The 23,937-nt window shown below is 34.9% G+C and carries 21 protein-coding genes and 1 tRNA gene; 6 read left to right on the plus strand and 16 right to left on the minus strand.

Going from position 1 to position 23,937, the window contains the following annotated elements:
- Window positions 1–102: 102 nt before the first annotated feature.
- The 3 genes from LDX54_RS05430 to LDX54_RS05440 all read right to left on the minus strand — a co-directional run bounded on the left by LDX54_RS05430 (window position 103) and on the right by LDX54_RS05440 (window position 1,684).
- Complete coding sequence (locus LDX54_RS05430) at window positions 103–426, minus strand: AzlD domain-containing protein (RefSeq protein WP_265666663.1); 324 nt, start codon at window positions 424–426, stop codon at window positions 103–105.
- Complete coding sequence (locus tag LDX54_RS05435) at window positions 413–1,120, minus strand: AzlC family ABC transporter permease (protein WP_265666662.1); 708 nt, start codon at window positions 1,118–1,120, stop codon at window positions 413–415. Before LDX54_RS05435 ends, LDX54_RS05430 begins: the two co-directional genes overlap by 14 nt.
- A gap of 156 nt (window positions 1,121–1,276) precedes the next feature.
- Window positions 1,277–1,684 (minus strand): carboxymuconolactone decarboxylase family protein, encoded by a 408-nt coding sequence (locus tag LDX54_RS05440; RefSeq protein ID WP_046324931.1) that lies wholly within the window; start codon window positions 1,682–1,684, stop codon window positions 1,277–1,279.
- A 158-nt stretch (window positions 1,685–1,842) separates the two neighbouring features.
- Here LDX54_RS05440 and LDX54_RS05445 point away from each other — a divergent pair, with 158 nt between their 5' ends.
- The gene (locus tag LDX54_RS05445) at window positions 1,843–2,211 is read left to right on the plus strand and encodes a MerR family transcriptional regulator (RefSeq protein WP_265666661.1); all 369 of its coding nucleotides are present in this window, start codon (window positions 1,843–1,845) and stop codon (window positions 2,209–2,211) included.
- 112 nt (window positions 2,212–2,323) lie between these two features.
- Here the strand turns inward: LDX54_RS05445 and LDX54_RS05450 are convergent, their stop codons facing one another.
- Window positions 2,324–2,647 (minus strand): AzlD domain-containing protein, encoded by a 324-nt coding sequence (locus LDX54_RS05450; RefSeq protein WP_122037654.1) that lies wholly within the window; start codon window positions 2,645–2,647, stop codon window positions 2,324–2,326.
- Window positions 2,634–3,341, minus strand: coding sequence for an AzlC family ABC transporter permease (locus LDX54_RS05455; RefSeq protein ID WP_265666660.1), 708 nt, complete (start codon window positions 3,339–3,341; stop codon window positions 2,634–2,636). Before LDX54_RS05455 ends, LDX54_RS05450 begins: the two co-directional genes overlap by 14 nt.
- Before the next feature lie 212 nt (window positions 3,342–3,553).
- Between LDX54_RS05455 and LDX54_RS05460 the strand changes: the two genes are divergently transcribed.
- Together LDX54_RS05460 and LDX54_RS05465 are read left to right on the plus strand one after the other, a co-directional pair.
- A tRNA-Ser gene (locus LDX54_RS05460) sits at window positions 3,554–3,643 on the plus strand.
- A gap of 321 nt (window positions 3,644–3,964) precedes the next feature.
- Window positions 3,965–4,096: a hypothetical protein gene (locus LDX54_RS05465; RefSeq protein ID WP_265666659.1), complete on the plus strand. Its 132-nt coding sequence runs from the start codon at window positions 3,965–3,967 to the stop codon at window positions 4,094–4,096.
- Between the two features lie 640 nt (window positions 4,097–4,736).
- Here LDX54_RS05465 and LDX54_RS05470 read toward each other — a convergent pair.
- Both LDX54_RS05470 and LDX54_RS05475 read right to left on the minus strand, forming a co-directional pair.
- Window positions 4,737–5,471 (minus strand): hypothetical protein, encoded by a 735-nt coding sequence (locus LDX54_RS05470; protein WP_265666658.1) that lies wholly within the window; start codon window positions 5,469–5,471, stop codon window positions 4,737–4,739.
- 1,234 nt (window positions 5,472–6,705) lie between these two features.
- Complete coding sequence (locus LDX54_RS05475) at window positions 6,706–7,626, minus strand: hypothetical protein (protein ID WP_265666657.1); 921 nt, start codon at window positions 7,624–7,626, stop codon at window positions 6,706–6,708.
- Between the two features lie 240 nt (window positions 7,627–7,866).
- Between LDX54_RS05475 and LDX54_RS05480 the strand changes: the two genes are divergently transcribed.
- Window positions 7,867–8,448, plus strand: coding sequence for a phosphatase PAP2 family protein (locus tag LDX54_RS05480; protein ID WP_187157516.1), 582 nt, complete (start codon window positions 7,867–7,869; stop codon window positions 8,446–8,448).
- Between the two features lie 97 nt (window positions 8,449–8,545).
- On the opposite strand, the gene LDX54_RS05485 is transcribed toward LDX54_RS05480, so the two are convergent.
- Window positions 8,546–9,376 (minus strand): DegV family protein, encoded by an 831-nt coding sequence (locus tag LDX54_RS05485; protein ID WP_174795341.1) that lies wholly within the window; start codon window positions 9,374–9,376, stop codon window positions 8,546–8,548.
- Between the two features lie 243 nt (window positions 9,377–9,619).
- Between LDX54_RS05485 and eno the strand changes: the two genes are divergently transcribed.
- Window positions 9,620–10,906 (plus strand): phosphopyruvate hydratase, encoded by a 1,287-nt coding sequence (gene eno / locus LDX54_RS05490; protein WP_046324981.1) that lies wholly within the window; start codon window positions 9,620–9,622, stop codon window positions 10,904–10,906.
- Between the two features lie 70 nt (window positions 10,907–10,976).
- Here the strand turns inward: eno and LDX54_RS05495 are convergent, their stop codons facing one another.
- The gene (locus LDX54_RS05495; RefSeq protein WP_265666656.1) at window positions 10,977–11,312 is read right to left on the minus strand and encodes a hypothetical protein; all 336 of its coding nucleotides are present in this window, start codon (window positions 11,310–11,312) and stop codon (window positions 10,977–10,979) included.
- A gap of 613 nt (window positions 11,313–11,925) precedes the next feature.
- Between LDX54_RS05495 and LDX54_RS05500 the strand changes: the two genes are divergently transcribed.
- Entirely contained in the window at window positions 11,926–14,199 is a 2,274-nt protein-coding gene (locus LDX54_RS05500) for an HAD-IC family P-type ATPase (RefSeq protein ID WP_265666655.1), read from the plus strand.
- A gap of 102 nt (window positions 14,200–14,301) precedes the next feature.
- Here LDX54_RS05500 and LDX54_RS05505 read toward each other — a convergent pair whose 3' ends face one another.
- From LDX54_RS05505 to grpE, 7 genes are all read right to left on the minus strand, one after another.
- Window positions 14,302–14,820 (minus strand): GNAT family N-acetyltransferase, encoded by a 519-nt coding sequence (locus LDX54_RS05505; protein WP_265666654.1) that lies wholly within the window; start codon window positions 14,818–14,820, stop codon window positions 14,302–14,304.
- A gap of 273 nt (window positions 14,821–15,093) precedes the next feature.
- Window positions 15,094–15,621: an adenine phosphoribosyltransferase gene (locus LDX54_RS05510; RefSeq protein ID WP_265666653.1), complete on the minus strand. Its 528-nt coding sequence runs from the start codon at window positions 15,619–15,621 to the stop codon at window positions 15,094–15,096.
- A gap of 100 nt (window positions 15,622–15,721) precedes the next feature.
- A complete protein-coding gene (gene recJ / locus LDX54_RS05515) occupies window positions 15,722–17,998 on the minus strand; it encodes a single-stranded-DNA-specific exonuclease RecJ (RefSeq protein WP_265667653.1) in 2,277 nt (758 codons plus the stop codon).
- A 31-nt stretch (window positions 17,999–18,029) separates the two neighbouring features.
- Entirely contained in the window at window positions 18,030–19,868 is a 1,839-nt protein-coding gene (lepA, locus tag LDX54_RS05520) for a translation elongation factor 4 (protein ID WP_265666652.1), read from the minus strand.
- Between the two features lie 369 nt (window positions 19,869–20,237).
- Complete coding sequence (gene dnaJ / locus LDX54_RS05525; RefSeq protein WP_187157522.1) at window positions 20,238–21,380, minus strand: molecular chaperone DnaJ; 1,143 nt, start codon at window positions 21,378–21,380, stop codon at window positions 20,238–20,240.
- An 80-nt stretch (window positions 21,381–21,460) separates the two neighbouring features.
- Window positions 21,461–23,317: a molecular chaperone DnaK gene (dnaK, locus tag LDX54_RS05530; RefSeq protein ID WP_046324987.1), complete on the minus strand. Its 1,857-nt coding sequence runs from the start codon at window positions 23,315–23,317 to the stop codon at window positions 21,461–21,463.
- An 18-nt stretch (window positions 23,318–23,335) separates the two neighbouring features.
- Entirely contained in the window at window positions 23,336–23,929 is a 594-nt protein-coding gene (gene grpE / locus LDX54_RS05535) for a nucleotide exchange factor GrpE (RefSeq protein WP_265666651.1), read from the minus strand.
- Window positions 23,930–23,937: the final 8 nt, after the last annotated feature.

The following is a 23,937-nucleotide window of genomic DNA, read 5'->3' on the forward strand; positions in this document are numbered from 1 at the left end:
AATTGCTTTGGCAACCCAAACCAAAGAACAATTCTTGAAAGCCTTAAACTCCAACCAAAATATTTATAATATTAATATTCTACCATTTTTAACTTAAATTTTCTAAATTAAGCGTAGGACTGTTAAAGATATTATGCCTACAATTACAATCACTAGCAAAGATTTACTAATAATTGCTGCTACCACAGTTGGTAACGAAGCAATTAAAAAATCTACTCTTACCTTGGATAATTGTCCTGGTTGAGCTATGAATAAATTGCCAAACCACATAGTTGACATTATGACAATTGGCACAAATGATAAAAACTCAATTACCACTTTTGGTAAAGAAAATTTTTTTAATAGAAAAAAAGGCAGTACCCGGGATAACCAAGTTGCAATTCCACAACCGATAATTGTTAAATATATATAGTTAGAAGAAGACACGTTTTATTACCATCCCTAATGTACATCCGATAAGCGTAACAACAATAATAACTAAATTGGCGGGCAAAAATATCGTTAAACCGTATGTTAACGCCAATGTCAATAAAACTACTATTGCTTGCAGCAGCTTATTTAGATTTTTATCACCCTTTATTTGCAAATATAATAACCCAATAAACATTGCCACATTTGCAAAATCTAGTCCTAATTTTTGGGGATTTTTAATAAAATTGCCCAGCACCGCACCGATCATTGTTGCACTAACCCAGGCTGCATAAGAAATGATATTTTCGGTATTAAACCAGGTAAAATTCATTTTCCCGTTTGTATAATTAATTTTATTCATAGCTAAAGCAAAGCTTTCATCAGTTAAAAGCGTACCAATTAAAACGCCCTTACCCAAACTATCTTTTTTAAAATAGGGCACAACAGTCGTACTCATTAAAATCATTCTTGAGTTGACCATAAATGCGGCAAAAATAACTGAACCTATTGGACTACCCACCGCCAGCATACTAACAGTAGTAAATTCTGCCGAGCCAGCGTACATAATAAGCGACATTAAAATTACAGTAATAGTCGAAAAACCAATGGCTCGACCGATCACGCCAAAAGCAGTTGCAATTCCCAGATAACCACAAACAGTTGGAATAGTATCAGACACAGCAGCGCGTTTTGATAATGAACTTCCCATATAACACTTTCTTTAATCATTAATACAAAATATTAATTAACCTAAATTCAAATATTCTGGTCTTTAATGCTAAAAAAGCACATTCGTTTACATTTTAAAGGTCTGAAATTAAAAAACTAGCGTACTTGTTAACAGCAACTAGTTTTTATCATAACTTTATTCACTCTTATGAGACTTGGTGAAATCAATTCCGCGGTCTTTAAAAACTTGTTTTGCAACAGTAATTGCATTCAGGACTTTAGGAAATCCGACATAAGGAATAGTTTGAATAAAGGTTTCAATTATTTCTTCAGGCGTTAAGCCAACATTTAAAGCGCCATTAATATGAACATTCAATTGTGGTTCAGTGTCACCCTGCGTCAACAAAGTTGTGATGGTAATCATTTCTCTTTGCTTCAAATCTAAAACTTTCCGGTCATAGATGTCACCGAAAGCAAATTCAATAATGTAGCGCCCCACATCTTCTGATAAGCCAGCAAGTGAGTCAATAACTGACTGGCCTCCTTCCCTGTCCACTTTCTCTAAATTTTCCAGACCCTTTTGATAGCGTTCATCGTTTGTCATGGTTTTCTCCTTTTCATTTTGTTTTCTGATATTTAACAAATTTCAGAATAATTGCTGGAGTATAGTCCATGTCAACTACTTCTTAAAAAATTTTGAAGTAATAAAATATGACGATATACTATTTACCGCAGTCAAAATTATTTTTGAAAGGAAATTCGATGAAATATTCAATTGGTCAATTTTCAGAACTTAGTGGTTTTTCAATTGACACATTACGCTATTATGAAAAGCAAAAATTACTTTTTCCGAAGCGAGATGAGAACAATCGCCGGGTTTATAGCGAAAAAGATGTAGCTTGGATCAGTTTTATCTCACGGTTAAAGAAGACAGGCATGAGCATTAGAGAAATGCAAAAGTACGCCCAATTACGTTATGCTGGCGATCAAACTATCCCCGAAAGATTAGTTTTATTATTTAATCAATTAGATAATCTCCATGAAGAAGAAAAGAAAATTGAAGATAATATCAAGTTTGTAGAACAAAAGATCAAAACCTATCTCAAGACAATTGGAGATTTAAAAGAATAAGAGTGGGATATTCATGAATTTCAATCTTATCTTATTTAGCTAATTTAGAAATAAAAATATGACCTCCGAAATTATCTTAATTTCGGTGATCATATCGGTCTATGATCCGTTTTTAAATTAAGCGCAGAACCGCTAGGGAAATCATTCCCACTATTACAATGGCTAATAGAGACTTACTAATGACTGCGGCAACAAAGGTTGGCAAGGATGCCAGAACATACTGCCAATTAAATTTAGGTAAATGACCCGGCCTAGCGATAATTAAATTACTAAACCAGAGTGCAGCCATAATTACTATGGGAACAAAAGAAAGAAATTCAACCAACTTTGGCGGCAATGAGAATTTTTTCAATAAAACAAATGGTATCACTCTTGAAAGCAAAGTGGTCACTCCGCACAAAACTATCGTTATTAAAATATATTTAGAAGAAGACATGTTTGAGCACCATTCCTAAACTGCAGCCGATCAAAGTAACAACTATTACTACTAAATTAGCTGGCAAAACAATGGTCAATAAGTAGGTCAGCGCAAAAGATATTAATATTACAATTATCTGTAATATCTTATTAAGGTTTTTGTCACCCAGCACTTGCAAATAAAGTAGACCAATAAACATTGCTACAATGGCAAAATCCAGTCCTAACTTTTTAGGATCTGTAATAAAGCCGCCCAATATTGCACCGAGAAGTGTTCCAGCTTGCCAAGTCAAATAAGAAATAATATTGACAGTATTAAACCAAGTAAAGTTTAATTTACCATTGGTGTAATTTATCTTATTCATACTAAGAGCAAAACTCTCATCGGTGAGGAAAGTTCCAATCAAAATATTTCTTTTTAAATTTTCTTGTTTTAAATAGCCTGCGACAGTTGTACTCATCAGGATTACTCGTGAATTAACTAAAAACGCCGCTAATACAATTGAAGCTATCGGGCTGCCAGCAATCAGCATATTGAGAGTTGTCAGCTGAACCGATCCAGCGTAAATAATAAGTGACATTAAAGATACTTCGATGGTAGAAAAGCCACTTGCCTTACCGATAATTCCAAAAGCTACACTGATACCAATGTAGCCAAATATAGTAGGAAGTGCTTCTTTAATTGCTGCTTTTTTAGTTAGGTAACCGTCCATTGCTGCACCCTTTTCTGCAAGCTGTCTAAATAAAATATTAATTAAGTTAATTTTAAATTAATTTGTAGCTTAACATTTATTATTATTTTTTACAACAACATCTTTTGCATTGCACGATAGCTAAAAACTGCAGAATACTGACTATTACCCAGTTTTATGTATAAACAACAAGTTGAAAAAATTTTTAGATAAGGTATAATGTTATTCGTTACGGAGAGTTGGCAGAGTGGTAATGCACCGGACTCGAAATCCGGCGAACCAAGTTTTTCCTTGGCGCGCAGGTTCAAATCCTGTACTCTCCTTTTATTTTGCCCTGTAATTGCTGCTATTACAGACTTTTATATGACTTACCCATATTCCATCTATCGATCCTATCAACTTTAAATTACCTAATGCTAGTTCGGCCAAATTGGATTGGTGATCAATTTGAGTTAGTAATAAAATATTGGTTTGTTTATTACTAGCACATTGGTCCCATTCTTTACTTAATTAACATTATAATCAGTATTCGAGTTCCCTATATTGTTATTTTTACTTGATTAATGATTCAATAACTAAGCTTTATTATTATCAATTACTAGCGTTTTATTTCATTGATAAAATTTAACAGAAGGTGAAGTTAAATGAAATTAAAGAAAACATTGGGAATATTGGCTGCTACACTAATTTTGGTGGCAACTGGACTCGTCTTTTCTTCAAAAGTAGAAGCCAAATATATAGGGCATAATGCTACCCCCTACAGAATTAAGAGGTAATTGGTACGAATATAAATGGCGCAATAAAGGGAATCATATAAAGATCACTAAACATGTATTTATACAAAATGTTCAAGTCCTTTGTAGCTGAATAAAAAGGATTTAAAAAATTACATGTCACGCGTTATAAGCAAAATGGCAAACGTGTAATGAAATCATATTACAATATGGGATATTCCTCCGTCTATACAAGAAACATAATAAAGCATGATTATTCTTATCAAACTAAAGGTGATTATATGAAACAATTAGGTAAGTAGTCAATTGCTATCAGATAGGCGTCTGTCAACTTTGCAAATATTTTGTATAAAAAGACTTTTTGTCAAATCCTGTAAATAAAGTATAAATGCTGCGATATTACTCTTAATATGAACAATTCATAAAAATGATTCCATTATATCAGTGCTCAGTTTATTGATAAACTAGTCTAAAATTATAAGTTTTAAAACAAAAATAGTAAATCTAGTGAGCATATCTCCAGAGTGATTGTTTTAGTAAACAGATGTTTATACTTAATTCATTTGTCAATTGCCATTTTGTATACAAAGACATAGGCTTTCACAGATACAAATGTATTTTAATTTTTTGCTTCGTTTATTTAATGTTTTTTTAATTTACTTTTTCTTGTTTCTGATTATCTTTACTTAATTTTTTGCAATACAAAAATATTTATATCAATAATTGGAAAAATAAACAAAGCATAAATATTAATCGATAGAAGTATTAGCAAAGCTACGCCATTTAATTGTACTGATGCAATACCCGCAATTGCTATAAAGCCCACTATGGATTGCAATGCACTTTTATATGTAACCATTCTCAGCTCTGAAAGATTTATAGTCTTAAACCTTTTTATTGCTGATTCAGCAGTAAGATAGTATAAATGCCAAAAAGTAATCATTAAAAAAAATATCGAAAAAACCAACCAACTAATTTGATTAAAATTACCTTTAGAGCTCAAAAATTTATTTAGATCTGACTCAAAAAAATTAAAAAGTAGTGTAATTAATAATGCATATATAGCACTAAAAATTAAAAAATTAGTTACATATACATCTTGGTTTTTTTGTTTAAATAATTTCACAGAAATATAAGCTGTAAATATCACATGAGCTAATACCACCCATTTCATATATGGTATTTTCATTTTACTCAAAATAATCACTCCTAAAAAGACGTAAAACGCAGCTGAAAAATTTATAACCTTTTTGCTGTTTTTGCTGTTAGCATTAGCATATTCATTGATTTTATTTATAATAATAATAAATATTGAAAAAATTTTTTTTGTAATGTAATATACTAATGATGGATCTATATATAAGGTAATAACAAATAAAACAAATGATAATAATATAATTAAAACAGAAAAAATCATATATATATTAACGCTTTCTATACTTTAGTTTATTTCTTCAGTTTTTATTATACAAAAAATCAACCACCCTAGAGAACTAATTTTCAGATCATCTATTATTTATTTTAGAAAATTACTTTGACTTATCTCCATTAATCAGGATGCCATAATTGTTATTAAATTCATCCAAACCATTAAGAGTTCTGAACAGATCCTGTTTCTTCAGTTCTATCTAATTCAAATTTTTAGCTATTTTTCTTTGCTTCATTCAATTTTGTTACCTTCTATTCTTTAAAAGCAAGGTAAGGATAATTTTATTAATATATGTTTTCACTTTTAAACATTATTTTTGTAAAGTTTTTTCACGATGTTAAAGATTTTTATCTTAAAAATTCCTTAGAATTCAGTTGTTTCAGCTAAATGAGCAAAACATAAAATAAAAGTATTAACTGTTTAGATATAACTATTAGAGTACATTGAACATTTTAAATTGTATTCTACTATCTATTTATTTAAAGTTTATAATTAATGAATAGAATTATATTTTTTTGGACAAAAAATTTTATCTGTTAGGCATATCTAGGTTCTACTAATTTTTTAGTATCGTCCCAATTATTTTTTGACAGAAATTCGATCCATAACAAAATACCATTGCAATAATTAGTAAGCAAATCACCACTGATAAGTCCATATTGATCTTCACATTGACTAAATTATGCCAAATAATTAATACATTAAAATTAATCTGATGACCATAGTTATAATGCTTGCACACTTTATTGCCAAGTGAAATTCATTAGCTACAATCCTTTTTTCATAGGAATTGATAAATAAAATATCCACTATTGAAATTGCTAGGATAATTACTGCAACTATCCGCGAATGCATTTATGCTTCTTAATTTTACCAAAACCAGTTTTGTCAAAATCGTTTAAAACCAAAATACACAGAGCTAGGAATTGTCTACTTTCAACGAAAAGTTTGGGTTAACCCAAGTGTGAATTTTTTAAAAAATTCTTTTAGGGCTTCAAATATTGTTTCCTCTTTGCACTCTTTACCTCCAATAAAAAATATCAATTGTATTGGCTAATGTGTCTCTCATTCAAGCAAACTATCTATGACACCTCATTAAATCAAGCTTTATAACCAAATCTACTTTCGGTATTAAAAAAAGCCAGTGAAAGAAATTACTTTTACTGGCTTCTCTTTGTATCAGCGTCACAACTGTTAAAATTATCCAAACTTAATCTTATAATTAAAAGACTCTGACTTTATGTAAATATTTGTATTGCAATCCTAGGCCAAATATTGCTACCAATGCTCCTAACAAGTTTGCTTCTAACCAATTGATTGAATTGCCCTTGAACAGACACACTGCAACCCATGGTACAATGGCTATCAGATAGCCGCGCGCAGCCGTCATTAATAAAGTACCCCACTTAAAGCCTTTACTTATATTATTTGTAACAACTTTATTGTGTAAAAACCTTTGAAATATAACTGTACCCAATATTATTAAAATAGTAATTAAAACAAATTGCCAAGCTTCAAATTTAACTAAGATGAATTCTTTATAGGAAAAATGATTTGCCAAAAGTGCAAAACCACACGCAATATCAAAGAAAAAACCTTGGCTAACATAACCCTTTTTGCAGCTTTTAACACTAAAGTCAATAGCATTTTTGCAGGTCTTTCCTAGTGATTCCTTTTGCCTGTCAATGACTTGATGATTACTTAGGTAATGATACTGACAGGTTAATCCAATCAAAGCTACAACTATACCAACCAGCAAAGAAATAAGGAGGTTAAATCTTCCCTGAGTATGCATACTGAGAGCTAGTAATGGTGCGTTTCCAATTACGAAAGACCTAATCCCAGTTGAAATCAAACTAGTATTTACGAAAAACGATGTCATTTTTTGGGAATTAACCTTGTGTCGCAAGAAGTTTTGGTAACGGATTACGCTAATGATTGCAACAATAGCCAACAATACAAATAGCCAGTCAAACCAAATGACATAAAATAAAATTGCCAGAAGATAAAGGGCACCATAAACCACGAGATCACCAATATGATTGGTAGAATTATCAGCTAAAGCAAAGTTATGTTCATGGTGAGCAATATCACGTATAGCTTCACCCACAGTCTCTTGCTTAGAAGTGTGATTTTTACTCATTTTTTCCTCCTAAATTACGACCTAACTTGATAATAATAATTTTAAGTTGGTTTTAATTAAAGTCAAGCTTTCTTTTAAAAATAATTACCTTGCTAGAACTTATCTTAGCGAAAGTTATAATTCTGAATCTCCTTTAAATTACAATTCTTAAGTTTTACTCAAGAGTAGATTTTAATTTTTATGCTTTGCCCCGTTGCTGTTAAAATACAAGCGAATATAAATTATAGGTAGGGATGTGTTTTGAATATTAATTTTTGGATATCTTTATTATCTGCTCTAATACTAATACTACTTATCTTTAATGTCAGAAATTCACGGCGTTTCAATCTATTCGATCACTGGCTGCACCACAAACTGATTAGAAGGCGTGATGGCATTGGCTGGCAAATAATTGCATTTATTAACGATCCTAAACTGCTGGTTGTTTTGGATGTATTTTTAGCAAGTTTTTTAATTAGTAATAATGAAAATTTACTTGCCTTCTGGGCCTTATTTACATTAGGCTTTACCGATTTGATTGGGATTTTTTTAAAAAAATGGATGCGCAGAAAACGTCCAATTCTGCATTCAGATTTAGAAGACGGTTATAGTTTCCCTAGTGGACATGTTTTAGGAAGTACTGTCATGGCTTTAATTATCTGGCACCTCTTTGCAGGCCAACTGGGAAACAGGCTGCTTTGGATTTTGCTGATAATTTGGCTGATGGTGGTCATTTCCCGTATCAGTCTTAAAGCCCATTTCCCATCGGACATTATCGGAGCAACGTCGCTTGCAGTATTCTGTTTTAGCATTTCTCAACAATTATTACTAATGATTATTTAAAAAAACAGCTCTCAACTAAAAAAGTTAGAGCTGTTTTTTGCATACAAAATTATTTTTATCTTATACAGAAGAAAAGCAGACTATCTGCTATTGAAAATCACAAATCATCAAAGCCTATCATTAAGCTTCCCTCTTCGGCATAAAAGGTACAAAGCCCTCTCATTGAACGAATTACTATTTCTGCTTGAGGGTAACTTGCTAAAATTTTTTCTTTTAACGTTTGGGCATCTTTTTCATTTCTACAATGATCTATAATCAAACGCCCACCTTTGTATTTCATTTCGGCCATTAATTTAAGAATTTCTTTAAAAGCACGCTTTATCCCTCTAACTTTTGATAATGGCTCTAATTTACCCTCATCACTGGCGGTGCCAACCACATCAATATTTAAAACTTTTGCTACTTTGGCAACAGCCATGTTTATTCGGCCATTTAGGGCTAAGTTATGGAGCGACTTTAATACAACAAGTAAATGTGTATGTGTCTTGTAATCTGAAATTTTTTGCTCTAAGTCTACGAAACGGGTCTTACTATTAACTAACCTTTCAATTTCCCGTAAAATAACAGAAATTTCTGGTCCGGCCGTTCTGGAATCAACTACAAGCACGTGGCTTCCTGGATGATCTTTTTCATAAATTTGTTTTGCCTGAAATGCAGAGGAGAAGCTTCCGCTCAAACCACTAGTAATCGTCATAATGATCGCTAATTCTGATCCCTTTAAAGCATTTAGCCATTGATTAATACTAGGGCAAGATGTTTTGCCTTCTTCAGTGTTCTTTTCCATACTAGCAATAAAACTATCAAGATCAAGATTTTCGTCATCGACAAAATCTTGTCCGGCAATCGTCATTGTTAATGGTACGACAGTTAAATCATCATTCATTCTGTCGTTTGAACCAGAGTCGATTATTAACTTTACTTTATCCATATTTTATGTCCTTATAGAAATAAACTATCCTTTTTAAAAAATATATAGCTAAATCATAAATCAAACCTGCAAAAAAAGCGACAAAAATATTTTTAATATTTTTTAACATTAGAAATCGTTTACAAATGTTTACATAATCACAAACTTAGGCTAAAATTTGTGATGTAGATATGGAGCTTGTGCTCCACTAATGTATGTACTTACACAAAATAGTACAGCATTTATTATTTAGGAGGTTTTTAGATGTTAAAATCAGTCATTGAAAATGTTCATGCACTGGAAATCTATGATTCACGTGGTAACCCAACTGTTGAGGCTTTTGTAACCTTATCAAATGGTGTCGTTGGTAAAGCTGAAGTTCCATCAGGTGCTTCAACTGGTGAAAATGAAGCAGTTGAATTACGTGATGGTGGCAGCCGTGTAGGCGGTAAAGGTGTTTCCCAAGCCGTTGAAAACGTCAATACTAAAATCGCTGATGCTTTAAAGGGTTTGGATCCACACGATCAGGCAAACATTGACCGCGTAATGATTGAATTAGATGGTACCCCTAACAAAGCTAAGCTTGGTGCTAACGCCATTTTAGGTGTATCTATGGCTACTGCAGCTGCTGCCGCAAAAGACAGCCACCAACCTTTATACAGATACCTTGGCGGCACTGATCTTGAAATGCCTCAAACTTTCCACAACGTTATTAACGGTGGTGAGCATGCTGACAACGGTATTGACGTGCAAGAATTCATGATCACTCCAGTTAAGAAGACTTCATTCCGTGATGGTTTTGAAAAGATCGTTAACACTTACCACACTTTAAAGAAAGTGCTTGAAGATATGGGTTACGAAACTGGCCTTGGTGATGAAGGTGGTTTCGCTCCTAACATGAAGAACTCTGAAGAAGCTTTACAAGCTTTACATGACGCCATCGTTAAGGCTGGTTACAAGCCTGGTGAAGACATTGCCATAGCTTGTGACTGTGCTGCTTCCTACTTCTACAACAAAGAAGATGGCAAGTACCACTTTGAAGGTAAAGTATTTAACGATGAAGAATTAGCTCAATACTATGATAAGTTACTTGACGAATTCCCAGAATTAATCTCAATTGAAGACCCATACGATGAAAATGATGTTGACGGCATGATTAAATTTACTCAAAGCCACAAAGACAGAATTCAAATTGTTTTGGATGACTTCATTTGTACCAACCCTAAGCTTTTGACTAAAGCTATTAAGGAAGGTGCTGGTAACGCTTCATTAATCAAGTTAAACCAAATTGGTACTGTTACTGAAACTTTGGAAACTATTCGTCTTTCACGTAAGAATGGTTACAACACTATGATTTCCCACCGTTCAGGTGAAACTGGTGACACATTTATCGCTGACTTTGCCGTTGCTGTTAACGGTGGTCAATTAAAGACTGGTGCTCCAGCTCGTTCAGAACGTGTTGAAAAGTACAACCGTTTACTTGAAATCGAAGAAGAACTTGGTGAAGGCGAGCGTTTAGCTACCTTCCCAGACAGTGTTGATAAAGATTAATTTATCAATTCAAAAAGTCTGCAATCATTGCAGACTTTTTTTGTGCCTTTTTAAGCTGATAACAAAGTGGTTACTCATTATCTTGTTTAATTGCTTTTAGGTAAGTGGCTTTAGAAATATAGTCAATCTTTCTAACATACTGCCCTTTGTGGTCAATTCTAATATATTGCCTACCTGGTTCATAGCCGCCCACTCTCTTGATTTTATATGGCAATTTTTTACCAGTTTCTGGATCTATTGCTTGAACATTTAGATACTCTTGAGTATTAGCCGGAACTTTCGCATAACTTATAGCTTCGTCAATTGTGGGATCTGCTCTATCAGTCCATGAATTATGGTTTAAAGGAATTTGGTTTGTGATAATTAAAAAACAAACATATATTGGTACTAACATTTTTTCAAACATGGTATTTCCTTTCTGCTAGCCGTTATTTATACTTTTTGTCCAATTTTTAAAGATAACAAGTTTATTTACTGCTGCACTAAAATCGATAGAATTTCTTATTTATTTACAACTTTTAAAAATTATTTTTTAGAAACGTATTGAATTTTCTTAACATACTGGCCTCTATAATCAATTATTATATCTTCCTAACCTGGTTATTTTATAGGGATGCTTAACTTCCAGTTTGAATCGTATGCTCGCACGTTATAATATTGTTGAACATTTTGCGGTCCTTGAGCATAACTTTTGGTTTCCGGAAGCGCAGGGTTAAAGTAATCCAAAATTTCATTATGAATAAAAACGAAAAACAAAAGAAAGCTGTAATTGTTAGCAATGAAACTAAAAGTATCTTTTTAAAGGACATGGGACTCACCTGATTAAATTAGGTATAACTGCATACATCCGACAGACTTTGGAATAATTATAATTGTTTAAGATAAGTGTACTAATACACTACTATACCTAGTGTACACTATTTTGGGATTTTTTAAAACAAAATTGGGTATAAATTTATAGCAAAAGCGGTCTTTTTATGCTACTTTAATTAAAGTATTAAAACTAAGGAAGTAAAATTATGTCGGAAAAAATCACTGGTTTAACTCAGGCCCAAGCAGATAAACTTTTGCAAAAAAATGGCTTAAATGAGGTACCGGAACCCCAGTTCAATTTTTTTAAAGAGTTTTTGTCCAAGTTGTGGAATTTATCAGCCTGGATTCTCGAAGCTGCCCTACTTTTGGAATGTGTTTTAGGGAAATGGATACAATCCCTATTCGTTCTTTTAATGCTTCTTTTCGCTGCTTGGAACGGTGCTTCCAAGAAAAAGCAGTCTAGACGCGTTTTAAATAATATTTCACACAAACTGACCCCTACTATTTCTGTTCAAAGGGATGGTCAATGGCAAAATATTGACTCTAAATATTTAGTCCCAGGAGATTTAATCAGTATGCAAGCTGGAGATGTTTTGGCGGCTGATGTAAAACTAATTGATGGCCAAATTTCTACTGATGAGAGCTCAATTACTGGTGAAGCCAGAACAGTTCGGAAAAATCCCCAAGATACAGCCTACGCCGGTACTACCGTTACGGAAGGCAACGGCCTTGCAGTTGTTACGGCTACCGGAGCTAATTCACGGTCTGGTAAAACAATTAATTTAATTAATAATTCCGCTGCCCCGGGTCACTTGCAACAACTACTTACTAAAATTATCTATTATTTGTGTATTCTTGACGGTATTTTAACTTTAATAATTATCATTGCTTCTTTCTTCAAAGGAGGAGACATTAATAATCTCATTAATATGCTGCCATTTTTGGCAATGATGTTTATAGCTTCCATTCCAGTGGCAATGCCCTCTACCTTTGCCCTTTCCAATTCATTTGAAGCTACTCGTCTAAGTAAAGAAGGAGTATTAACTTCAGATTTAACTGGAATTCAAGATGCCGCAAACCTAAATCTGATTTTGCTCGATAAAACGGGCACCATTACCGAAAATAAAACAGCAGTTGGTCAATGGACAAATTTCAGCTCATTTAGTGATAAAGAAGCCCTTGAATTAGCTTCAGCAGCTACAGATCAAAGAAATAAAAAGCTAATAGACACTGCGATTGCTGAATACATAAAAAAGCAGGGTTTAACCGTCAAATCAGGTTCTGACTTTACTCCTTTTACCTCTAGTACAGGCTATTCAATGGCAAATTACAACGGTCATAATATTAAACTTGGCTCTTTTAAACAATTATCATTAATTGATAGAAATGCGAACGAAAACGCTAAGGAAGTTGATTTTAGTGCTGGTCGTTCAGTCGCTTTATTAATTGATGATAAATTAGCCGGTGTTTTCATCTTGCAAGATATGGTGAGATCTGATTCTAAAGAAGCCTTAGGTGAACTCAAAAAACGTGGAGTGAAACCGATTATGTTAACTGGCGATAACCAAAAAACGGCCGTTGCAGTTGCTAAACAGGTTGACCTACAAGGTGAGGTAATTTCTATTCATGATTTTACTGATCAAACTGATACTAGTAAACTAGCTGGAATTGCAGATGTTTTACCAGAAGATAAATTGCGCATGGTTAAATTCTTTCAAAAGCAAGGCTATATTGTGGGGATGACGGGTGACGGTGTAAATGACTCGCCAGCCTTAAAACAAGCTGAGGTTGGGATTGCCGTTTCGAATGCGGCAGATGTTGCAAAAAGATCTGGCAAAATGGTTCTTTTGAATGATGGCTTATCTTCAATAGTAAAGATACTTGATGCCGGACACAGAGTTTATCAAAGAATGACGACCTGGTCCTTGACCAAGCTAGCCAGAACCGCACAACTAACCATGCTCTTGACCTTTGGTTATTTATTCTTCAATTATATTCCGATGGCACTAAACGCCATGGTTATTTATACAATCATGAATAACATGGTGACGATGATGATCGGTACTGACAGAACTCATATCACCTATAAACCTGAAAATTGGAACATGGCTAAATTGGCTAAAATTGCTTTTTCATTAGCTTTCGGCTGGACCGTAATTGGAATAGCAGGTATTGCTTATCTCAATACTCATGGCTGGAGCCACGGCACAATATCAACAATGGTTTATGTTTATTTGGTTTTAAGCGCAATGTTTATTGTCCTGATCACCAGAACTAAAAAGTTTTTCTGGCAGGATTATCCTTCTAAAGCTGTTGGCTTAACCCAACTAGCTGATGTACTCTTAACCATAATATTAGCTTTACTGGGAATTGCTATGACGAAAATTAGCTGGACTAATTTGCTACTCACTTTCGCTGTTGCCCTAGTGGCTGCCATATTGATTGATGTCTTTTACCAACCAATTATGAAGAATCGCTAATTAAATAAAAGCATAGAAAAACCTGGTAATGGAAAAACGCCATCACCAGGTTTTTAGTTTTGAATAGATTGCTATTGTGATAATTGATAACAATTTTTTCTTTTATTTAAGTAGTTCATAAACATATGAGGTTTCGTTAGGACGGTAAGCGCCATGCAAATAACCAACTTTAGAAAAACCCATCTTTGCAATCAAATGTTGCATGGCTTTATTGTCTTCGTGAGTATCAATTCTGATTGAGTCAATATCGTCCCTGTTGTTTTTAATATCATTGATAACAGCCTGTAACAGCTTGGTAGCATAGCCCTTACCAGAATGCTGAGAATGAATTGCCAAACGATGAATAACCACATATTTATTAGTATCAGCCAACCATTTGCCATCTAAATGATCATAAACATGGTCTGGTCCGTCCACTATGGCAATAGCACCAACTGTTTCCTGATCTTCAGAAACAGCTAAAAAGGCCCAGCCGTTTTCAATATCTTCTTTAATTTGTTCTTTTGACGGATAATCTCCTTGCCACTGATCAACACCACGTTCAGCCAGTTGATTGGCCCCGTCTTTTAAAATAGCGATAATTCGGTCAAAATCGGCCATTGTTGCTCTTCTTAATTGCAAATTACTCTATTCTCCTTTTTTAAAAATACTGTATCATTATATATACTTGACTTTGTCTTGTAAAAAATTTGCACTCAAAAAGAGTATAAAAGTTTTCATTTTTCAGAAATCGCTTTCCTTAAATTTTAAGTTTTGCGCAATAATTTATTTTAGTCATGAAAAAAGTGCCCTTAATAGTTGACTCTATTGTCTAACTATTAAGAACACTTAAGATAAAAGCAGTATTTAATTACAAATCACGGATTTACCCTAAATTTCTAGCTTTTGGTGATTTTAAGCACCATGATATTTAACGAGTGAAAATACGTCAAGTCCTGGTAATTTTTCTTTTCCCTTCAAATCTGGTAATTCAATATAAAAAGCTGAACCCACTAATTCTCCACCAAGATTTTCAACCAACTCTTTACATGCCCTTAAAGTTCCTGCAGTAGCAAGTAAATCATCACAGATTACTACACGCTGACCAGGTTTAATGGCATCTTTATGAATTTCCAAGCTGTTTGAACCGTATTCCAGATCATATGAAGCCCTTTCGACTTCCCGCGGTAACTTGTGCGGCTTTCTAGCTGGAACAAAACCAATACCCAATTCTGTAGCTACAGGGCAGCCAACAATAAAGCCACGGGCCTCCGGACCAACAATTAAATCAGCATTTTTACTTTTTACGTATTCAGCTAGCTTATGAGTAGCTGCTTGAAACAACTTGCCATCCTGTAGAACAGGGGTAATGTCACGAAAGATAATACCCTTATTAGGGAAATCCTTAACACTTGCAATATGTTTCTCAAAATCGTTTGCCATAAGAAGAAAAAACCTCCAAAACTTAACTTTCTTGCTAAAGCTTACTCGACCTTAATATTCTAACAGATTTTGAACTTAAAAGCATTAAATACGTGAAAAATTAATGTTGCTTTAATTGCTCATTCACGTACATTAATAATTTTTGACTTGGCATCTGTCTTAAATCAGTTATAAATTTAATTTGGGAATTAGTTGCCCTAAAATAATTAGAATCTGTTAATTTTCTTTTTATGGGATTGTCAACGCCAAATATTCTATCATCTTCTAATTTGACAAATTTTAGTTCAAAAAACACCCGCAAAATGAAAAGAATCTTATCATAAGCGATTTGTAAAAATAAACCTACCGTGCGATAATCTGCTACAGCCAAACCAGGGTGAGAATACACGTATTTTAGCAGTCTCACAAAATCAACTTTTGGCGGGAGCCGCTTAACAGGCAATTGATCCATAATAAAGCGCAAATAAAGTTGTTCATAATTATAAGTTAAAGCTAAATTAAGTTCCTGCTGATTACGGGGCACATCAAGAAAAGCAGCTACTTCACCCTCATTGTTATAATCATTTACCAATGTAATTTTAGCCGGATCAATATCATATAGGCTAGAGGCAATATTTTTATTTCTTTTATCAAAAATCAAATACCTATCGGCAAATCCCATTATGTATTTTTCATCCCGCAAATCAATAACAGGTGCAGGAACTACTAATTTTGGCGCAGCAAAAATGATGCCCTTGATTATTCCTTGCAGTTTTACCTGATTACGGTAACAATTTTCCTGCAGCTGAATAAATATTTGATCTACATATGGTAAGAGGATCTTGGTCAAATATTTTTTATTGAAGCCGACAACATCAATATTTTTATTATTTTTTCTAATATTTAACTTAATATGATTCTTTTCTTTTCCCATGTAAAAGCAGCTATTTATTGTGGGATGCAATATGCTGAAAACAGGAGTCACATTATTGCTGCCAAACGGCCCCGCCTTTTTAATGTCAGTAATTATTTTCAAGTCAAGATTAGAAAATGGTAATTCACAATCATAATAGCGAATATTTTGATTATAAATTCCTTTAAAACTTTTCTCGAAAGTGGCACGCAATGAAGTTATCTTGTCTTCTGTCATTGACAGACCACAGGCAAAGTCATGACCGCCAAATTTGAGAAACAGTTTATCTTTCAAAGGTTCTAATGCATTAAAAAGATTAAAACCGTCTACAGACCTCCCAGAACCTTTTATGATTCCCTTGTCATTTTTAGTCAATACTATAGTTGGTTTGTGAGTTTTTTCTACCAGTTTATTGGCAACTAATCCTAAAACGCCTTCATGAAACTTAGGATTATATAAAACTAAGGTTTTCTTTCTTTCCCAGCCATTATTTTTAATTTGATTGAGACAGGAATTGTAAACTTTACTAGTTAAATTTTTACGTTTAGCGTTTAATTCTTCAATTTTATCTGCAATCTTTTCTGCCTCATCATCAGTTTCACACAAGAGAAGGTCTACAGCTAAACTGGCATTATCCAGTCTGCCAACCGCATTCAGTCTTGGTGCAATATTAAAACCAACATCTGTTTCATCTATGTGTCCCATTTGCAAGCCGGCTTTTTTTATTAGAGTTCTCAAACCTGGTCGCTCAGTTTCGTTGAGCATTTTAAGGCCCCGCTTGACGAGAATGTGGCCTTCCCCTGAGACTTTAACCATGTCGCCGATTGTACCAATCATTGCCAGCTCCAATAATTCTGGCATTGAATCTTGCATCAAGGCTCGGCTAATTGTATAGGCAACACCAGCGCCGCAATAGTCATCAAACGGATATTTTTGTCCGGGGTAATTACAATGAACTAGGGCATAACTTTCAGGCACTTTATCTTGAAATTTATGGTGATCAGTAATTATTGTATCAACGCCCATATTTTTAGCATAGTCTACTTCTTCAACCCCTGTAATACCATTATCAACAGTAATAATTAGTTTCGTACCGTCTGCCGCAATTTTCTTGTAGGCATCAAGATTTGGACCATAGCCATCTTTAAAGCGATCAGGAATGAAGAAATGAACATCGGCTCCTAAAATTCCCAGCGTCTCCATCATGATACTGGTGGCAGTAATACCATCTGCGTCATAATCACCATAAATAGTAATTTTTTCACCTGCATCAATTGCCTGGTTAATCCTTGTAACAGCTTTTTGCATATCGTGCATTAAGTACGGGTCTGCTAAATCGTCTTCAGTTGCATTAAACCAAAATGCAAGTTTTGCGTCAGTATTTATTCCGCGCAAAGAAAGCAGCTTAGCCGTAATCGGACTAAGCTGATACTTTTCAATCAATTCTGGAGCTAATTTTTCACCCTTGCGCTCACGCCATTCAATCATTAATTAATTCAGCCTTTTTATTTTCCTACTATTTTGAATTTAAATCATCATCATTCATTTTTAAAACTGCCATAAAAGCATCTTGAGGAATTTCAACATGCCCTACAGCCTTCATCCGCTTTTTACCCCTCTTTTGCTTTTCTAGTAATTTAGCTCTTCTATCAGGGTCTCCCGTATGAATTTTCCAAGTTACATCCTTGCGGTATGGCTTAACAGTGGCACGCGAAATTATTTTAGCACCAATTGCTCCCTGAATATCAACCTCAAAGTTTTGCCGCGGAATTAATTTCTTAAGCATCGAGGTCATTTGTCTTGCTCTATTTTGTGCTTCATCCCGGTGGGCTATGAAACTTAAAGCATCAACAACTTGCTTATTCAACAGAATATCAATTTTAACTAAATCTGTTGCGCGGTAACCCGTAATTTCGTAATCAAGAGAAGCATAACCCTTAGTAGAAGACTTCAAATCATCAAAAAAGTCATAAATAATTTCAGCCAATGGCATATTGTAAATTACGTTAACCCGATATTTGTCTAAATAGTCCATTGTCACAAACTCGCCTCGTTTGCGTTGACATAATTCCATCACAGGACCGACAAAATCATTCGGCACCATTACTTCTGCTTTAACAAAAGGTTCCTGAACTTCCTTATATTCACCTGCAGACGGTAAATCAGAAGGATTATCAATTACTTTGGTCGTACCGTCATTCATAATCGCATGATAATCAACAGAAGGGGCAGTCATAATCAAGTCTAGGTCAAATTCCTGTTCAAGTCTCTCCTGCACCACATCCATGTGGAGTAAACCTAAAAAGCCGCACCTAAAGCCAAAGCCTAAAGCGGTTGAAGTTTCAGGTTCAAATTCTAAAGCAGCATCATTGAGCTGCAATTTTTGTAAAGCTTCCTTAAGGTCATCATATTTGGAATTATCTACGGGATACATACCAGAATAAACCATTGGTGGTATTTGCCGATACCCTGGTAATGGCTCAGCTGTGGGATGTTCCGCTGCAGTAATTGTATCACCAACACGAGTTTCACGAACGGATTTGATGTTAGCCGTTAGGTAACCAACATCCCCCGCAATCAGAATATCCTTTTTAACCGGATGTGGACTAGAAACTCCCACTTCAGTTACTTCATACTCTTTACCCGTATTCATGATTTTTATTTTATCGCCAGGTTTAACCGTACCTTCTTCAATCCTGACAGAGAGAACTACCCCGCGATAGTCATCATACTTAGAATCAAAAATTAATGCTTTAAGTGGGTTTTGCAAATTACCCTGCGGTGCCGGAATGTCTTTTACGATCCGTTCAAGCAACTCCTTAATGCCCTGACCAGTTTTACCAGAAACTTCAACAGCGTCGGATGCATCAAGTCCCAGCATTTCTGTAATTTCTTCTTTAGCCTGCTCTGGGTTAGCCGAAGGCAAATCGATCTTGTTTATTACAGGCAATATTTCTAAATCATCATCAATTGCCAAGTAAGTATTTGCCAAAGTTTGGGCTTGTACGCCTTGCGAAGCGTCGACTACTAAGAGCGCACCTTCACACGCAGCTAAAGAACGTGAAACTTCGTATGAAAAATCCACGTGTCCTGGTGTATCAATTAGATGAAAAATGTAGTCTTCGCCATCTTGAGCATGATATTTAATTTCAACCGAGTTCATCTTAATGGTAATACCGCGTTGGCGCTCAAGCGGCATATCGTCTAACATCTGATTTTTTAATTGGCGTTCAGATACTGTATCGGTCAACTCTAAAATACGGTCCGCAATCGTTGATTTTCCATGATCAATATGAGCAACAATGGAAAAGTTGCGAATATGTTTTTGATAATCTTGTAATTTTGTTATGTCCATAAATAATTTGCACCCTTTACTCTATCTTTATTATTATAGCAAATTCAACAGACTGTATAAAACGAATTAAGAAACATGCCAAAATTAAAGAGCTAATTCCTTGATATTTTAGGAATCAGCTCTTGTTCAAATTGCCAAAATGTTAATAATACTTGACTATACCGTGTTTATCAGGTTTTCCATTTTTTGCAAAAAGTTTCATATATTTATGAAATTCTTTTTTTGCCCATTGAGGTGCATCCGCCGATATAGTTATCCCGGTATCATTTTTATTCCAATATTTATAACCCTTAGGACATTCTAACATTGCAATTTTTCTTCTATTTTAATCAAAAAGATCTAATCAGTGAAGTTATGATAACGTAATTATCACTGCAATTTTTCTTTTAGCCTTTCAAAAAATCCTTTTTCTTGCGGCGTTATTGACCCTCCACCTGCTTTGACAAAATCAACTAGAGCCTGTTTTTGCTTCTCATTAATTGATTTTGGAATTTGAACTTGAACGGTAGTAATCTGGTCACCATTACCGTTGCCACGCAAATACGGAACACCTTGTCCGTGGATGGTAAACTTCTTATTTGGTTGAGTACCTGCAGGAATTTTTAGCTTCTTTTCGCCGTGTACAGTTTTAACATTAATCTCATCGCCTAACGTTGCCTGGGCAAATGAAATTGGAACGGTCGTATAAATAGTTGTACCTTTACGCTCAAATTCCTTTGATGGTTTAATCCGATAATTGATGTACAAATCACCGTAAGGACCACCATTTTTACCAGCTTCGCCTTGACCTTCATAACGCAATTGCTGGCCATTATCTATTCCAGCAGGAATATTAACTTCAATGGTATTCTTACCGTCAATTACGCCATTACCATGACAAGTTTGACATGGATGTTCAATAATTACACCTTTTCCATGGCATTTGTCACAAACAGCTTGCTGTCGTATCATACCTATCAGGGATTTTTGAGTAATAGTCATATAACCTGAGCCATTACATTTATCACAAATTATCGGATGTGTGCCTTTTTCAGCACCATTGCCCCCACAAGTTGGGCAGGTTTCACTCCGAGTATAGGAAACTTGTGTTTTCTTACCCGTAATTGCATCCATAAAATCAATAGACAACGTATAATCTAAGTCTTCACCGCGAGTTGGCGCCGTGGGATTTACATGATGTTGACTCTCACCAGTGGCACCACCGAAGAAATCATTAAATATATCGCCAAAATCACCGAAGCCCCCAAAGTCACTGTATCCTTGACCAGCACCGCCAAAACCTCCTTGACCATTGACTCCAGCTGAACCAAATTGATCATATTGGGCTCTTTTTTGCTTGTCATGTAATACTTCATAGGCTTCGTTAACCTTTTTATATTTTTCCTCAGCACCAGGCTCATGGTTTAAATCAGGGTGATACTTCTTGGCAAGTTTGCGATAAGCAGAGGTAATTTCTTTGTCACTGGCATTGCGATCTACTCCCAGCACTTCATAATAATCTTCTTGTGCCATCTATAAGCTCCTTAACCTTACAAAAGAAAAGAACTACTTTTCCTGGCAGTTCTTTTCTAATTTATTCAATTATAAACCCTTTACTTATCTGGGTCTACCTTATGAAATTCACCTTCACCTGCAGAACCATTATTACCATCTTGTGAACCAGGATTTTGTGGTCCGGCTTGAGGTCCAGCTTGTCCTTGTGCACCTTGAGCTCCACCATTAGCTTGGTACAATTTGACTGCTAAGTCTTGTGCAACCTTGGATAATTCATCCTTCTTAGCTTTCATTTCATCCAAATTGTTGTCTTTTTGAGCTTTCTTTAAAGCATCAAGTGCATCTTGAACTTTCTTAGTATCATCATCAGAGACTTTGCCTTTGACATCTTTCAAGGTCTTTTCAGTGGAGAAGATTAATTGATCAACTTCATTACGTAAGTCGACTTCTTCTTTCTTCTTCTTATCCTCTTCCGCATGTTCTTCAGCTTCTTTTTGCATCTTCTTAATTTCTTCATCAGATAAGCCGGATGAACTCTTGATAGTAATCTTTTGTTCTTTACCAGTTCCCATATCCTTAGCAGAAACATTAACGATACCGTTCTTGTCAATATCAAAAGTAACTTGAATTTGTGGTACACCACGAGGGGCTGCAGGAATATCAGTTAATTCAAACCGTCCTAAAGTCTTATCATCGGCAGCCATTGGGCGTTCACCTTGCAAAACGTGCACATCAACAGCTGGTTGATTATCAGCAGCAGTTGAGAAAATCTGGCTCTTTGAAGTTGGAATAGTTGTATTCTTTTCAATAAGTTTGGTAAATACACCACCCATTGTTTCAATTCCAAGTGATAATGGGGTTACATCAAGTAAGACAACATCCTTAACGTCACCTGAAATGACACCACCTTGAATAGCAGCACCTAAAGCAACAGCTTCGTCTGGGTTAATTGAGTGATCAGGCTCTTTACCGGCCCACTTCTTAACGGCATCCTGTACAGCAGGAATTCGGGTAGAACCACCATTTAAAATGACTTTGTCAATGTCATTAACTGTTAAATCAGCGTCTTTTAAAGCATTATCAAATGGGATCTTAGTCTTTTCAACTAAGTCAGAAGTTAATTCATCGAATTTTGCCCGAGTTAAATCGGCTTCAAGGTGCAATGGGCCAGATTCACCTGCAGAGATAAATGGCAATGAAATATGGGTTGCTGAAACACCAGACAAATCTTTCTTCGCCTTTTCGGCAGCATCCTTTAACCTTTGTAAAGCCATTTTATCTTTAGAAAGGTCAACACCATTTTCATCTTTAAAGTTCTTAATCAACCAATCAATAATCTTGTTATCAAAATCATCACCACCAAGATGGGTATCACCATTAGTTGAAAGAACTTGGAACACACCGTCACCTAATTGCAAAACGGAAACATCAAAAGTACCACCACCAAGGTCGTAAACTAAAACTTTTTCGTCTTCAGCATCTTTGTCAAGACCATATGCAAGGGAAGATGCAGTAGGTTCGTTAATGATTCTCTTAACATCTAAACCAGCTATTTTACCAGCATCTTTGGTAGCTTGACGCTGAGCGTCATTAAAGTATGCAGGTACGGTAATAACAGCATCGGTTACTTTCTCGCCCAAATAATCTTCAGAGAATTTCTTGATATACTGCAAGATCATTGCTGAAATTTCCTGTGGTGTATATGCTTTATCACCAATTTTGACCTTGTAATCAGTTTCGCCCATGTGACGTTTAATAGAAGAAATAGTATTGGGATTGGTAATTGCTTGTCTTTTGGCAACTTCACCAACTTGGATTTCTCCATCTTTAAAGGCAACTACTGAAGGGGTAGTGCGATTTCCTTCTGGGTTAGTAATAATTTTGGGTTCTTTACCCTCCAAAACGGCAACTGCTGAGTTAGTAGTTCCGAGGTCAATTCCGATAACTTTTGACATTGATATGCTTCCTTTCAATTATTGTGCTACAACAACCATAGCCGGTCTTAAAGTACGATCTTTGTACAAGTATCCCTTTTGTAAAACTCGTACAACATGATCTTTTTGATCATCATTTTCAGCTGCAACGGTTTGAACAGCTTGGTGTAAATTGGGATCAAATTTGACACCTTCAGCTATAATTTCACTGATACCGTGATCTTTCATAGCTTTAACCAGTGAATCAAGTGTCATCTGTACACCTTTTTTAAGCTGTTTTGATGCTTCGTCATCGACTTTAGTAGCTAAAGCTCTTTCTAAATTATCCATCGCTGGCAAAACATCTTTAGCTAAGGATTGAGACTCATATTTGATAAGCTGCGCTCTTTCTTTATTGTAGCGATTTTGCATATTTTGCATCTCAGCTTGACTGCGCAAAAACTTATCTTCCAGATCGTCTTTTTCTTTTTGCAATTGAGTCAAATTACGCTGCAATTTACTTTCCAAAGACTCTGGTTTCTTTTCTTCGTTAGCCTTAGTCTTAGAATTTTCTACTTCTGTCTTTGACTTTTTATGCTCATCTTTTTTTGGCTCTTTTTTTGAGTTTTTACTATTATTTTCTTCTTTACTCACGGCTAACC

The organism is Lactobacillus sp. IBH004 (genome assembly GCF_026185255.2).
In the GTDB taxonomy this organism is placed as follows: Bacteria; Bacillota; Bacilli; order Lactobacillales; family Lactobacillaceae; genus Lactobacillus; species Lactobacillus melliventris.

Bases quoted from the DNA above. Each gene is read 5' to 3' on its own strand.
- LDX54_RS05470 (WP_265666658.1), bottom strand. From the start codon at position 5,471: ATGATTTTTTCTGTTTTAATTATATTATTATCATTTGTTTTATTTGTT.
- LDX54_RS05500 (WP_265666655.1), top strand. From the start codon at position 11,926: ATGTCGGAAAAAATCACTGGTTTAACTCAGGCCCAAGCAGATAAACTT.
- LDX54_RS05435 (WP_265666662.1), bottom strand. From the start codon at position 1,120: ATGGGAAGTTCATTATCAAAACGCGCTGCTGTGTCTGATACTATTCCA.
- LDX54_RS05475 (WP_265666657.1), bottom strand. From the start codon at position 7,626: ATGAGTAAAAATCACACTTCTAAGCAAGAGACTGTGGGTGAAGCTATA.
- LDX54_RS05495 (WP_265666656.1), bottom strand. From the start codon at position 11,312: ATGTTTGAAAAAATGTTAGTACCAATATATGTTTGTTTTTTAATTATC.
- LDX54_RS05455 (WP_265666660.1), bottom strand. From the start codon at position 3,341: ATGGACGGTTACCTAACTAAAAAAGCAGCAATTAAAGAAGCACTTCCT.
- LDX54_RS05445 (WP_265666661.1), top strand. From the start codon at position 1,843: ATGAAATATTCAATTGGTCAATTTTCAGAACTTAGTGGTTTTTCAATT.
- LDX54_RS05485 (WP_174795341.1), bottom strand. From the start codon at position 9,376: ATGGATAAAGTAAAGTTAATAATCGACTCTGGTTCAAACGACAGAATG.
- LDX54_RS05465 (WP_265666659.1), top strand. From the start codon at position 3,965: ATGAAATTAAAGAAAACATTGGGAATATTGGCTGCTACACTAATTTTG.
- LDX54_RS05450 (WP_122037654.1), bottom strand. From the start codon at position 2,647: ATGTCTTCTTCTAAATATATTTTAATAACGATAGTTTTGTGCGGAGTG.
- LDX54_RS05510 (WP_265666653.1), bottom strand. From the start codon at position 15,621: ATGGCAAACGATTTTGAGAAACATATTGCAAGTGTTAAGGATTTCCCT.
- lepA (WP_265666652.1), bottom strand. From the start codon at position 19,868: ATGGACATAACAAAATTACAAGATTATCAAAAACATATTCGCAACTTT.
- LDX54_RS05440 (WP_046324931.1), bottom strand. From the start codon at position 1,684: ATGACAAACGATGAACGCTATCAAAAGGGTCTGGAAAATTTAGAGAAA.
- dnaK (WP_046324987.1), bottom strand. From the start codon at position 23,317: ATGTCAAAAGTTATCGGAATTGACCTCGGAACTACTAACTCAGCAGTT.
- eno (WP_046324981.1), top strand. From the start codon at position 9,620: ATGTTAAAATCAGTCATTGAAAATGTTCATGCACTGGAAATCTATGAT.
- dnaJ (WP_187157522.1), bottom strand. From the start codon at position 21,380: ATGGCACAAGAAGATTATTATGAAGTGCTGGGAGTAGATCGCAATGCC.